We start from the raw sequence: 13,616 nt of genomic DNA on the forward strand, positions 1-13,616 counted from the left end.
AACATCGTATTATCATTAGCTGCTTCACTTGGAATCTCTTGAATTACATCCCAGTGTTCGACAATCTTTCCATCCTTGATACGAAATATATCCACTATAGCAACTCCCTTATCTTGAGAATTAGTACGAGAGTGTACATGAAGAGCAACTGTATCCCCTTCAGCTACTACACGTTTAATCTCTGCAGAGGAATTAGGATTTTTAACAAAATCCTCCTTAAAGAAATCCATGAAGGCTTTTCGTCCATCAGCAACAAAAGGATTATGTTGCTTATAATCTTCACTAACATATTTAGGGATAATATCGATATTATGTTTGTTAAAAACTTCATTATAGAAATCAACTACCATCTTTTTATTCTTTTCATTTTCTTTTACTTCTTTTGATACAGAAGCGACATTTTCGCTCTTTATTGAGTTCCCTTTGTTATTACCGGTGGAAGCTTGAAATATCAAAGTCGATACAATTCCTAAAATAAACACAGAAATAATTATTACTATTAAACTTTTCTCTAATTTCATATATACCTACCTCTTCTACTTAAATAAGTTTTCTTCTATAAAAAGCTTGAAGAAGGAGAAACCTTCCCCAAAATGTAATGTCAGGGGTAATGTTAGGAATTTCATTTATCCTAACCTCCCCCTATACAAGGCATATTAGAAACGATTAACTCTAACTTAATACCTCATTAACAGTTGCACTGTCCACAATTTGAATAAACTTCTTAACCTTATCGTTCTCATCAAACTTATAAAGATGACAAAAATCTGCTACAAATGACTTCCCTGTAGCTTTATATGTTCCACTATATTTTCCATACACGATAACAGTATCGTTATTAAAAGTATAAATTTCATCTTTAGCACTATAGTCATCCCATTCCGTGCCAAGACGTTCATGTACGTTTTTCACTACTTCATCTGGACTTATATAAGTACCTGCATATGGAAACCCAGCAGCTTCTGTCCAAGATACATTTTCACTTAAATACGTTTTGAACGTATCCAATTTCCCTTCGCCAGTTAACACATACGTTTCATGTAATAGTTTTTGATATTTATTCATATCATTAACCCCAAGGCATTTCTTTTGTTACAACTTTTGCACTTAATTCTAATACACCTTTATTTGCATAGCCTGGATATGCTGCTTCAAGTTTTGCCACAAAATCTTTTGAAGTTCCACTTTCCTCAGAAGCTTGAACCGCCGTTCTTAGATAATCCATTGTCGCAGTAAGTGCTTGATTATTTAGGGATTTTTCGATTGATCCATGGCTAGGCACAATTATGTCAGCATGTAATGCTTGTAATACTTTCAAGTTCTCAATCCATGCCTCCATAGCCGCTTTTGAGTTAGTATCCGCTAAGAATACATGTATTTCGTTAAATACATCAATACCACCAATTAATACTTTTAGTTCTTTATTAAATAGGCTAGTTCTGTAATGATCTAAGCCTACTAGTTCAAATGTTAACCCCTGAAAATCAATCGCTTTTTCTTTAAACACTTGAGGTAATACCACGTTACTTGGTGCATTTTCTCCAAGGGCGTCTTTCCAAACTTTTAATTTTCCTAAGACAGAATGAACGATATGTTCAACAGTAGACTCTGTTGCATACGCTATAGCTTCTGGGTAAACGGCTTTAATGCTCTCTAATCCAAAGTAGTAGTCTGGATCCCCATGAATAATAAAGATTTTATCTAGAGATAAGTTGTTTTTTTTCAAATACTCTACAATTTCTTTCGAATCAGATTGCGTAAATTTTGAGTTTATTAAAAATGCATGTCCTGCTTTCTCAACTAATGTTGCTGTGACCATAAAGCTTTTTTCGTCCGAACTAAACACCGTTAATTTCACATCTTTTTGATTTGTATCGATTGTTTTAAACATAGTATGTTATTCTCCTTTTGTTAAAGTTATTAACTAATTATCATATTTTTATCTTGTTCCGATAAAATCTCCCACTCCCATTTATCTGAAAGTGTAATAGTACTAGCGAATATTCCGGAGATCAACGTCAGGTGGTCTAAGATAACATGTTTGCTACTGTATCCTAAATTTTCTTAATATAAATTTTTAAAACGCGCTTCAATTTTATCCGGTGTCATTACGCCACCACCAATAGGAATAATTTGATTATCCTTTTGTAAAAGTAATGAAGGATAGCTATTAACACCAAGCTGTCGAACTTTATTGAAATCATTTTGGACATCTATTATTGTTTCTTGAGCGTTTAAACGTTCTAATACTTGTTCAGGGTCCAAACCATGCTCGATTGCAATCTTGCGATATGTTTCAGGATCACTCAGACTTTGGCCCTCATAATAAAACGCTTTTTGCATAGCCGAAGTGAATTCTAATAAACGGTCTGGCGCTAATGAGCGTAAAGCTGAAAAGCCAATTGCAGCATCTTTCGAATTCATTTTAAAAGTCCCTTCCTCCACCAATTTTTGATATGAAGGACCAAATTCAGCACCTGTAAGTTGATTAATTCTTTTATTTCCTTCTTCTATATATGAGAAGTTTTTCATTGGTAAATTATCTAAAAATAACCCTCCACATAAAACCGTTAATGGTACTTCAGTGTGGTTTTTGTAAAATCCTTTAATACTTTCTGAAAAACCATAGCACCATCCACAATATGCATCCCATACGTAAATAAGATTATCTTGTTTCGTCTCCATTTAAATCTCCTACCTTTTTTTATTATCCAGCTCAACTAAATTTTTGGTTTATATAGGTACATCTTTTTATACCTTGTTCTTTTTTAGATACCTTACTATATTTCCCCAAAACTAATATTTCCAAAGAAAGATCCACCAAGGTTTTTAACAAAAGATAACATTGCACCTTATTGCCCCGTAACAGAAAATACTAAAGCTTGGAATATGCATTGATTTGAATGTGTTAGTAACTTTCTACACCGGGTGGCAACGTATGGACCACCATCCTTAATTAAATATATAAATCATATTTTTAGCAGATATTAGTTGTAACTAAATTAATTACATCTTTATGTAACTATTTTAGTTACAACTAATATAGAAGTCAATTCTTTTTTTCGAAAACATTAAATTTCTACATTATAACGAAATTCTGTGTTAACTTGTAAAAAAAAAGAGGAGCCATCTCCTCTTCATAAATAAACACTATTTAATTTGTTCCTTATACTCATGGTTAACAACTACATACCACTTTCCTGTATCAAATTTTTCTTTATTAATCACGTAAACTTTACTTTCTCTCATTACCTCCCCTGGTTTTAATCCCTTAGTAATAGTAGAGGTCTCGGCTTTTTCAACCGCATAACTACTAGCTGCCAACACATCACTTTGGTAAGCATTATCATTTTCATCCACTAAATCCACTGATGGTAAAACGGCTAATTTCATCGGTTCGTTTGTGATATTTTTCCCTTCTGCTTCTACAACAATAAAGACATGTCCATCTTCAGGCTTTTGGAATCCTATACTTTCTTTACCAACCTTATCTCTTTCTACAACTCTTTTTACAGTTACATCAAATTTAGGTGTATGAAAATCCTTGTTTACAGCATACTCTTTTTCTTTTATTTTTGATTTCTCTTTTGTTTGTTCTGTATTTTTCTGCTTTGTATTCTCTTTCGTTTTCGCCTCATCAGTTGTTTCCACTTTCTTTTCTTCTTGTTTAGAATTGGTTTCTTTAGATTCTGAAGAAGTTTTGTCGGATGTATTGCCGCAACCAGATAAATTGAATACTAAAGCGCCACCTAAAATACATGTAGTAAATTTTTTCAACATCTCTTTTATCCCCCAATAACACGATATGTAAATTCCTTACTTATCATAGCAAAAAACAAGATCTTAAATTGTTGCATCTTGTCGAATGATTAAGAATAATCAAGTTACTCCACATCTTCTTTTATTATAAAGGTAAATATAACGTCTATAAAACCTGCTATAATAGGTTTTTACACCCTTAGCATACAATTTTTTACTTTCGGTAATGTGCCCCCCATTTGAAGGATAATTGAAATATTAAGACCAACTGATAGAGGTGTTTGCGTGGAATTGTTTGAGTATTATAAAAAAAGGGGAAGTTGAAGTGTTTAATTGGAACTGGGCTTTTTCTTTATGGATTAATTGGTATGTATAATACTTGGGGTAATATTAATTGGGGACCAGTAATCTTAATTATTATAGCTTCTCTTGTATTTTTTAGTATTGGATTTTGGCAATTAAGAAAAGGAAATTTACTAGAAAAAAATATAGTTAAAAATGATTTAACATTTTGGGATATTGGTACTTATGTTTTGTTAGAATTACCCAGCAATAATAAACATTTAGGCTTATATACTCCTGATGGAAGATATGTAGCAGGAACAAAGATGATTTCTTCAACATTACCTATTGTAAAAAACAAAAAAGTTTTTGGATTAGAAGCAAGTGATGGAGAAATTCTTGCATATTTTCATAGTGAAGTTGAAAATTATGATTGGGCTATTTATGATTCGAATTATAATTGTGTAGGTATGTTTAAAGAAAATATGATACAAGGATTTGGAATGGTACGTGGTTCTTTGATGAATGAAAAAGAGATAAAAATTTCTGAGATAGAAGTGGAATTTGATTTTTTCGAAACGTCTTTTCGTACAATGGATGATCGTATATTAATAAACTGCAAGAGGGGATATATGCCTTTAGAATGGAGTGAAAGATTTGGCTTAAATGTACCGATTATTAAATTAGGTAATAATATTTCTAATGCTGAAAAAATATTTGGTTTAGGTATTCTTCTTTATATTTTAGAAACAATTAAAGTAAGAAAAAGTAGGATTTTTAATGATTAGAATTAATTATTTATATTATGAAATTTATTGAATCTTTTATTAGAGATTACATCGCCGAAAGTGAAATATTGTATATTTTAGAATTACTTTACGTTTACTTTTTAAAATTGATGAGCATTTGTTATGCCAGAACCAACTGGAAATGGAAACGGCAAGCGAGTATACTCCGCTTGCCGTTTTTTCATAGCTTCGTATGTATTTGAATCCCTTTCGCTTTCTCTTCTTCACCCTTCACGCGTACAATTAAATCATATGACCTGGGTTTTGGCGCTTCAAAAGAAATCAAACCTTCTTTTTGAGAAGTGACTTCTTCTTCATAAATGACCTTATCATCTTTTGTGACTTGCAATAAAATCGTACCTTCTTCAACTGCTGCCTCATAAGGAATTTCCACATTTCCTTTTTCAGCTTTAAGCGTTTGTAAATCGTAATACCCCTGCAAAGAAAAAAGCACCAGGTCCCCCCGATGCTTCCCCCACTCTAAAACAAATGACAAGCCACCTCATGCCCCTTCGCAATCTCAACCATCTTCGGTACTTCTTGTGCACATTTTTCAGTAGCAAATTTGCAGCGCGTTCTGAATTTGCAGCCGGACGGTGAGTTGAGTGGGCTTGGTACTTCTCCCTCTAGGAGGATCCGTTCTTTGCCAGTGTTTGTTGGATCTGGTTCTGGCATAGATGAGAGTAGTGCTTGTGTGTATGGATGTGCCGGTTTTGTGTATAGGTCTTCGCTGTCGGCAATTTCTACTATGTTTCCTAAGTACATGACTCCGATTCTATCTGATATGTGTCTTACCATAGATAGGTCATGTGCGATGAATAAGTATGTGACGCCTGTTTCTTCTTGGATGTCTTGCAGCATGTTTACGACTTGTGCTTGGACTGAGACATCTAGTGCTGAGATTGGTTCGTCACATAGGATGAAATCTGGTTTTACAGATAGTGCGCGCGCGATGCTGATACGCTGTCTTTGGCCTCCGCTAAATTCGTGCGGGTAGCGATATAAGTGTTCTTCTTTTAAACCTACCTTTTTTAGCAGGTCTAATATGATTTCTTTTTGTTCTTCTTTTTCGTAAGAGCCGTGAATGTTCATTGGCTCGCTAATAATTTGGAATACGTTCATTGCTGGGTTTAATGATGCGTATGGATCTTGGAAAATGATTTGCATTCGTTTTCGATATTCTTTTAGTTCACTTTCCTTTAAACTTGCGATGTCTTTTCCGTCGAATAAAACGTTACCTGAAGTGACATCGTGTAAACGAATGATGCTTCTTCCTGTCGTTGACTTTCCGCAGCCAGATTCTCCTACTAATCCGAATGTTTCACCCTTTTTAATTGTGAAACTTAAGTCATCGACTGCTTTTAATTGCTCCGTTTTTCTGCCGAATAGTCCCTTTTTAATAGGAAAGTATTTTTTTAAGTTCCGAATTTCAATTAAGTTTTCTTCATGCATGTGATTCACCTACTGTCTTATCGTTTAGCCAGCACATGGAACGTCTTTCGTTTCCAATTTCAAAATATGGCGGACGTTCTTTTTCACAAATGTCCATCGCATGCGGGCAACGCTCTGCGAATGGGCAACCTTGTGGCGGGTTTAATAAGTTTGGCGTTACACCTTGAATTGGCGCGAGTCTCTCTTTTACGCCGTTCGATATTTTCGGCAGAGAGTTTAATAACCCTTTCGTATATGGATGATTCGGCGATTGGAAAATATCAAGTACAGGTCCTTCTTCCATAATAAGTCCGCCATACATAACGATAACGCGTGTACAGTTTTGTGCGACTATTCCTAAGTCATGCGTAATAAGAAGTAACGCCATGTTCGTTTCGTTTTTTAAGTTTTTCATTAAATCTAGTATTTGTGCTTGTATCGTTACATCAAGTGCTGTCGTCGGTTCGTCCGCAATGAGAAGGTCAGGGTTACAAGACATCGCCATTGCGATCATAACCCGCTGCTTCATACCTCCGCTTAGTTCATGCGGATATTGTTTCACCCTTTCTTCTGGTGAAGAAAGACCGACTTGTTTTAACAAGTTGACCGCGATTTGCTCTGCTTCTTTCTTTTTCACTTTTTGATGACGTATAATTACTTCCATCATTTGTTTCCCAATTTTCACGACCGGATTTAGCGCTGACATTGGATCTTGAGAGATAAGTGAAATTTGATTTCCTCTAATAGAACGCAATTCTTTTTCAGATTTAGAAAGTATGTTTTCATTATGAAAAAGGATTTCCCCTTCTTTCACTTTTCCTGGTGACGTAACGAGAGACATAACGGACTTCGCCATTACACTCTTTCCGCTTCCAGATTCCCCAACGATACCAACTACTTCTCCTTTATTTAAACGAAATGTAACGCCGCGAACTGCTTCTACTTCTCCGCTTTCTATGAAAAAAGAAGTCTTTAAATTTTTCACTTCTAATAGTTTTTCAGACACGCTTCTCACTCCTTTCACGTAACACTTTAGTTTTCATTTCCAGCTCCTTTTGGCGCGAAAGCTTTCTTCAATGCTTCACCAATTACGTTAAAACTAAGTACCGTTAAAAGGATAAGGAATCCTGGGAAGAGTGTTAAATACCAAGCTTCGCCAATATATCCTTGCGCATTGTTTAGCATGCTACCCCAAGAAGAATCTGGCTCTCTAATACCTAAACCTAAAAAGCTAAGTGATGATTCCATTAAAATCGATGTCGCAATTGTTAATGTCGCAGCGATAATAATGGTTGATAAAATGTTAGGAATGATATGTCTTACAATAATTGTGAGTGATTTCTGTCCTGATACTTTTGCGTATAAAACGTACTCACGCTCTTTTACAGATAACGTTTCTGCCCTTACAATACGGGCGGTGTCCATCCATGTTAGTAATCCGATAATAAGAACTAACGTCGTAATTCCTGGTTTTAAATACGCATTTAATAGTAGCATTAAAAAGAATGATGGAATTGACATAAGTACTTCAACACCCCTCATTAAGAAGTTGTCTAACTTTCCGCCAAAATATCCGCTAATTGTTCCAACTGCGGTACCGATTGTAATAGAAACAACCATCGCAAGGAAACCGACCGCAAGTGAAACTCTTCCGCCATATAATGCCCTCGTTAAGTAATCCCTTCCGTAATCATCCGTGCCGAAAGGATGACTCATACTCGGTTCTTGTAAACGATCTGGAATCGACATTTTACTAGGATCGTACGGTGATACGAATGCGAATATCGATGCAATTGTTAAAACCGCAAGTATAATAACTCCTATTAGTACAAACTTATTTTTCGTAAAGCTATGTTTTATCGTTTGAAATCTCCTATTATTCATTCCAAATCACCCCCTCATTCGAATGCGCGGATCTACTACGCCATATAAAATATCAGCAATTAAGTTACCGAGAATTAACATGAATGATGATAGTAATGTAATTGCCATGATAATCGGATAATCAAATCTAAAAATAGCATTTACCCCAAGTGAACCAAGACCCGGCCATGAAAATACTGTTTCCGTAATAAATGCTCCGCCTACTAAACTTGGAATCGATAATCCGAAAATTGTAATGATCGGTATTAATACATTTCGAAGTACGTGATTAAATAACACCGTTTTCTTTGAAGCGCCGTACGCATATTGAATTTGTACATATTCTTCTTCTAATTGCTGAATCGTACTTGAACGAATATATCTCATATAAACAGATACGTTTTGGAACGCTAGCACCATGCAAGGTAAAATGCCGTGTTGCACAATATCCCAAACAGAATCTTTACCTACGGTGCGCATACCCATACTCGGAAGTAGGTCCAATTTTAAAGAGAATAAGTAGACTAATAGTAGTGCAAACCAGAAAACCGGCATAGAAATACCAACGTATGAAATAAAGTTTACAATGCGGTCAAAGAATGAATTCTTTTTCACACCTGTAAATAGTCCAAGTGGTATTGCGATTACGAATGAGACGAGTAAAGATGATCCCATTAACCCAATTGTTGCGGGTAATCTTTCTGCGATAAGATCTAAAACAGGACGATGATTTTGAAGTGAGTAACCAAAGTTCCCTGTTAAAATGTTTTTTAACCATAAAAAATACTGCACGTAAATTGGTTGATCTAGTCCTAAACTTTTGCGAATACGCTCCACATCAATTGGACTCATATTTGGCGTTACAAAGTTTCGAACAGGATCCCCCGGCGCTAGCTTTATTAATAGAAAAGAAATAATAGAAATAACAAATAAAAGCGGAATTGCATTTAAAAGCCTCTTCGCAATTACTTTATACACAAACTTCCCCCCTCAAGCTAAAGAAGCTGATTTCCACCAGCTTCTTTATTGTTTCTTATTTCACTTCATAAATCTTAGATAGATCTTCAAACATTGTGACAGGAATTGCTTTTGCTTCTTTTAATCCATCAAACTTTTTATCTACTGCAATAACTGCTTTCGGATATGCGATTGGTAGATAAGGTACATCTTCTCTAGCTGTTTCTTGAATTTTATGGTATAGCTCTGCACGTTTTGTTTTATCTGTTTCAACTGCAGCTTCTTCCCATAACTTATCGAAATCAGCGTTTTTATATCGTGCATAATTGTATTCAGCATTACTTAAGAATAAGCTCTTATATGAATCTGGCTCAGGTCCCATTATGTAACCACCAAATGTAATGTCATATTCTTTATTCTCTTTATCTAAGCCTTTTTCACTTGCTGCACTAGCATCTAATGCATTTAGTTCAACTTCTAAGCCAACTTCTTTTAATTTTTGTTGTGTATAAAGTGCTAAGCTTTCCATGATTTTATTATTCGTTACATACATCACGCGTACTTTTTCTTTATCTTTCACGCCAGCTTTTGCTAATAAATCTTTCGCTTCTTTTTTATCATACTTATAGTCTTTAATATCTTTCGCATAATACATAGCGTCTGGCGTTAAGATTGAATTTGCTGGTTCTGCAAATTCACCCGAAACGAATGCTGAGTTAATCATTTCTTTTTTATCTAACGCATGCGCAATTGCTTGGCGCACTTCTTTTTTCTTCATAAGATCAGTATTCATGTTATAAGATAAGTAGAATAATCTACCTTCAGGGAATGTCACCATTGAGAAGTTCCCAGTGCTATCTAGCTTCTTAAAGTCTTGCGGCTCAATCATCTTCATGTTGATTTGACCATTTTGCAGTGAAACATTTGCTGTATTACGGTCTTTTACAACGCGGTATACGATAGAGTCTAACTTAGCTTTTCCACCTACATAATCATCGAATCGATCTAATGCAACGTACTCATCTGATTTATATTCTTTAAACTTAAACGGACCTGACCCTACAGGTTGTAAGTTTTTCTTACTCTTCGCTAAATCTGCTTCCCCTTCAAATACATGTTTCGGAATTGGGAAGAAATCATTCATCACACCTTCGAAAGATGCGCTTACTTGTGGTAAGACGAATTGAGTCGTTAGCTCATCCACTTTTTTCACCTCAAGCGGCTTTCCTTTAAAAATAAAGTTTTCACGGCTTGAACTATTTTGCTTCTCATCTAAAATAGATTGGAATGTAAATGCAATATCGTCTGATGTAATCTTCTTACCGTCATGCCATTTCAAATTATCCTTTAGTTTTAAAGTCCATGTTAATTGATCCTCTGAAGGCGTAAAGCTCTCAGCAAGAACAAACTTTTTCTTACCGTCTTCCATATGATACAGCGGTGCATATAAAGCTTGCTGCACAGTTAATGACACACGATCATTCGCATAAAGCGGATTCATCGTATCTGGATTATCGCTAACGCCAATCGTTAACGTTCCTCCATCTTTCGGAGTCCCTGATTTACTAGTGCCCGCTTGCTTCGAATCTTTTTCCCCTGAACAAGCAGCTAATGCAATAAGTAGTATTAGAACAAATGGTAATGCAAGTAATTTCCGTTTCATCTTTTGGCCCCCTCAAACTAGTTATACCCATAAGAAAACTCGGAATTAATCCCGAGTTTTCTTATAAGTTTTAAATTAACACTACCTGTATGTAAAGTCAAACTTTTTTGTAAATGTGGAAAGTTTGAAATCTACTAATACATTCTTGCCATAAAATATATTTATAAGGAGGATTAAAAAAGAAGACCACGAATAGGTTACCTCGTAAAATGAGTTAAAAAACTAGTAGCTTACAAAAAAACTCTAAAATGATTGTTATATATGACCGAAAATGTAGAATGGGATTAAAGACAAAAAACACATTTAGGAGGTTATCATGACATTTGATGAATTGAAAAAAAACAAACCAACAACCCAATGGATTGAGAATGATGAAGATGGAGAGTTTTTCACTGAAGAAAATATAAGTGCAACAAATAAAGTTCTTGATACTTACATAAATAATTTAGAGTAATTGGGAGAAAATCCAACTGAAATCGAAATAATGCATGTTGTTAAAGAGATTGTTCTTAACATAAATGAATTAAATGACGAACATGACTATTTTATTGAAACAATGGAAAGAGAAGATCTCTATGAATTTATCGATACAGCAGCACGAATAGCTGGCTTAGAATCCGAGGAAGATATAACAGAAGAATGGCGAGAATGGTAAAAAGTTGCCCCTCTAATAATTAGAGGGGCAACTTTTTTCATATACCAATTGAATGAATGATTTGATGTCCGCACAGAATTCATACATTGCAACATAATATTAAAAGGATTCAATTATAAATACTAGCACACCCACATCAACAAAAAAGACCACCAAAAGGCAGTCTCAAAACTCAATCTTATTCCCTACTCCTTGCTCCACCGCTTTCTCATACAAATACTTCGCAACGATAATATCCACTACCGCCAAACCAACTGATTTGAAAATAGTAATCTCTTCATCATTTTCGCGCCCAGCTTTTTCTCCGCTTATAATTTGACCAAGTTCAGCGTGAATGGCGTTTGCTTTGAATAGACCTTCTTTTATCGGAACTTGAAGGTCTCCTGTTTCGTCTAGTGCTGCTTCTTTTGATTCAACTACTACTTTGTTTGCTTTAGCTATGGCATGTGAGGGTAGTTCTTGCATGCTCGGTCTGAATGAGCCGACGGCGTTTACGTGGACGCCTTTTTGTAGTGTTTCTGAAAAGACTGGTGTGGATGCATTCGTAGTTGTGACGATGATGTCTGCTTCGCTTATTGCTTCATTCGCATTGGTGTGAACATATGCAGGTTTGTTGAATCTCTCTTGTATATACTCCGCAAATGCATACGCCTTTTCTTCTGTTCGATTGTATAAAATGACTTTTTCGATAGCTCTTACCGCAAATACAGCTTCAGCAATTCCTTTCGCTTGTTCACCCGTGCCGATAATGCATAAAGTTTTTGCGTTATGACGAGCTAAATATTTTGTCGCTACTCCTGATAAGGCGCCTGTTCGGATCATCGTTAAGTACGATCCTTCTAAAAGTGCGAGCGGTTCTCCCGTTTGAAAGTCTGATAGCATCACAATCCCGTTGATCGTTTTCTTTCCTATCTGTTTATTTTGCGGGACTACCGTTACTATTTTTACTCCAAGCGCCTCAAGCCCTTCCGCTACTGAAGGCATAATTAATGCCGTATTTTGCTCGTTCGCAAATGGTAATGAGCCCCTTATTGGTGTAATCGTTCTTTCTGCGGAAAATTCTTTTAAAGCAAGCGCCGCGTATTCAATAACTTCATTCATATTTACTAAGTTTCTTTGTTCGTTCGCGCTTATGACTAGCATATCTTTCCACCCCCTCCTCTTATCCTAACAAAAATCCTCGATTCAAATCATCTCTCGGGTCTACAACGAACTGATGAAATCCTGTAATAAAGGCATTCCCCGTTAATTTTGGAACGACAGCTTCATATGTATCTACTGCGGTTACCGACAATACTTCCCCCTCGAATTTCCCGTCAGTAATGCATTCATGGACGAAAATTTCTCCCTTTTGTAAAGCATCTTTTCCACAAAGAGTTGCGATTCTTGCGGAAGTTCCTGTACCGCAAGGAGAACGATCTACTTGCCCATCAGCAAAGATTGTTACATTTCGTAAAGTTGCGTCTTCTCCTTTCGGTTCATCTGAGAAAATAACGCCGTATATCCCTTTTAATCCTTCTTCAAGTGGATGCTTCACTTCCATTTTGCTCTCGATGTAGTGCTTAATTTTACCGCCCCACGCTTGAATAGCAGATAAGTCTTTGAAATCGACTTTCAAGCCAAATTCTTTACAGTCTACTACCGCATAAAAAGCTCCGCCAAACGCGATATCTACTTGAAATTCATAGTTATCTATTTTAATAGGAACGTCTTTTTTGTATACAAAGGAAGGAACATTTTCAAATGATACGGACTCTACTTCGCTCCCGTTATATGTTGCATACGCAATGACTTCCCCAGCAGGGCTATCAATAATGAACTGTTGTTTCTCACCTGTCACTTCAAACATGCCTGTTTCAATTCCGACTGTAATAACAGCAATAATGCCATGACCACACATCGTACTCCATCCTTCGTTGTGCATAAATAATACGCCAAAATCAGCGTGAGCACTCGCAGGCGGAGTAATGATACAACCGTACATGCCGTGATGTCCTCTCGGTTCATACATAAGAACTTCGCGAAGATGATCCAAATGTTCCATGCAGTACGCACGTCTTTCTAGCTGCGTGTCTCCTTTTATTTCCGGCACGCCGCCCGTAATAATTCGAAGCGGTTCCCCAGCTACGTGAGCATCAATTGTTGTGTACACTTTACTAACCTTCATTTCTATCTCTCCCCTATATGTTGATACTCTTTTTATTGCAAATATCATGCC

General features: G+C 35.9%; 12 protein-coding genes and 3 pseudogenes. 2 read left to right on the forward strand and 13 right to left on the reverse strand.

Features of this window, described 5'->3' with window-relative positions:
* From AB6801_RS23410 to AB6801_RS23430, 5 genes are all read right to left on the reverse strand, one after another.
* On the reverse strand, positions 1-521 hold a 521-nt coding region (locus tag AB6801_RS23410; RefSeq protein WP_370941181.1), incomplete at its 3' end, for a nuclear transport factor 2 family protein.
* A 151-nt stretch (positions 522-672) separates the two neighbouring features.
* On the reverse strand, positions 673-1,065 hold the full coding sequence (locus AB6801_RS23415) for a nuclear transport factor 2 family protein (RefSeq protein WP_097998720.1): 393 nt from the start codon (positions 1,063-1,065) through the stop codon (positions 673-675).
* A 4-nt stretch (positions 1,066-1,069) separates the two neighbouring features.
* Positions 1,070-1,891 carry an MBL fold metallo-hydrolase gene (locus AB6801_RS23420; protein WP_000477271.1) on the reverse strand — a complete coding sequence of 274 codons (822 nt, stop codon included), beginning with the start codon at positions 1,889-1,891 and terminating at the stop codon, positions 1,070-1,072.
* A gap of 173 nt (positions 1,892-2,064) precedes the next feature.
* Positions 2,065-2,685: a DsbA family protein gene (locus AB6801_RS23425; RefSeq protein ID WP_000448622.1), complete on the reverse strand. Its 621-nt coding sequence runs from the start codon at positions 2,683-2,685 to the stop codon at positions 2,065-2,067.
* Between the two features lie 465 nt (positions 2,686-3,150).
* Positions 3,151-3,780, reverse strand: coding sequence for a hypothetical protein (locus AB6801_RS23430; protein ID WP_074593257.1), 630 nt, complete (start codon positions 3,778-3,780; stop codon positions 3,151-3,153).
* Between the two features lie 264 nt (positions 3,781-4,044).
* Here AB6801_RS23430 and AB6801_RS23435 point away from each other — a divergent pair.
* Positions 4,045-4,829, forward strand: a pseudogene (locus AB6801_RS23435) (ABC transporter ATP-binding protein).
* A 181-nt stretch (positions 4,830-5,010) separates the two neighbouring features.
* Here the strand turns inward: AB6801_RS23435 and AB6801_RS23440 are convergent.
* From AB6801_RS23440 to AB6801_RS23465, 6 genes and pseudogenes are all read right to left on the reverse strand, one after another.
* Positions 5,011-5,286: pseudogene (locus AB6801_RS23440) on the reverse strand (BA_1872 family lipoprotein); the annotation flags it as partial.
* 23 nt (positions 5,287-5,309) lie between these two features.
* Entirely contained in the window at positions 5,310-6,281 is a 972-nt protein-coding gene (locus AB6801_RS23445) for an ABC transporter ATP-binding protein (RefSeq protein WP_139016285.1), read from the reverse strand.
* The gene (locus AB6801_RS23450) at positions 6,274-7,266 is read right to left on the reverse strand and encodes an ABC transporter ATP-binding protein (RefSeq protein ID WP_061113389.1); all 993 of its coding nucleotides are present in this window, start codon (positions 7,264-7,266) and stop codon (positions 6,274-6,276) included. The genes AB6801_RS23445 and AB6801_RS23450 overlap by 8 nt, the downstream gene beginning before the upstream one ends.
* Positions 7,267-7,292: 26 nt before the next feature.
* Positions 7,293-8,144 (reverse strand): ABC transporter permease, encoded by an 852-nt coding sequence (locus AB6801_RS23455; RefSeq protein WP_097999440.1) that lies wholly within the window; start codon positions 8,142-8,144, stop codon positions 7,293-7,295.
* 6 nt (positions 8,145-8,150) lie between these two features.
* Positions 8,151-9,101, reverse strand: a complete 951-nt coding sequence (locus AB6801_RS23460; protein ID WP_000278770.1) for an ABC transporter permease — start codon at positions 9,099-9,101, stop codon at positions 8,151-8,153.
* Between the two features lie 55 nt (positions 9,102-9,156).
* The gene (locus AB6801_RS23465) at positions 9,157-10,743 is read right to left on the reverse strand and encodes an ABC transporter substrate-binding protein (protein ID WP_097797107.1); all 1,587 of its coding nucleotides are present in this window, start codon (positions 10,741-10,743) and stop codon (positions 9,157-9,159) included.
* 316 nt (positions 10,744-11,059) lie between these two features.
* Here AB6801_RS23465 and AB6801_RS23470 point away from each other — a divergent pair.
* A pseudogene (locus AB6801_RS23470) lies at positions 11,060-11,398 on the forward strand (hypothetical protein).
* A 165-nt stretch (positions 11,399-11,563) separates the two neighbouring features.
* Here the strand turns inward: AB6801_RS23470 and AB6801_RS23475 are convergent.
* Positions 11,564-12,541, reverse strand: coding sequence for an ornithine cyclodeaminase family protein (locus tag AB6801_RS23475; protein ID WP_097999441.1), 978 nt, complete (start codon positions 12,539-12,541; stop codon positions 11,564-11,566).
* A gap of 19 nt (positions 12,542-12,560) precedes the next feature.
* On the reverse strand, positions 12,561-13,565 hold the full coding sequence (locus AB6801_RS23480) for a proline racemase family protein (RefSeq protein WP_097999442.1): 1,005 nt from the start codon (positions 13,563-13,565) through the stop codon (positions 12,561-12,563).
* Positions 13,566-13,616: the final 51 nt, after the last annotated feature.

Source organism: Bacillus sp. RCC_6_1, assembly GCF_041360755.1.
Taxonomy (GTDB): domain Bacteria; phylum Bacillota; class Bacilli; order Bacillales; family Bacillaceae_G; genus Bacillus_A; species Bacillus_A cereus.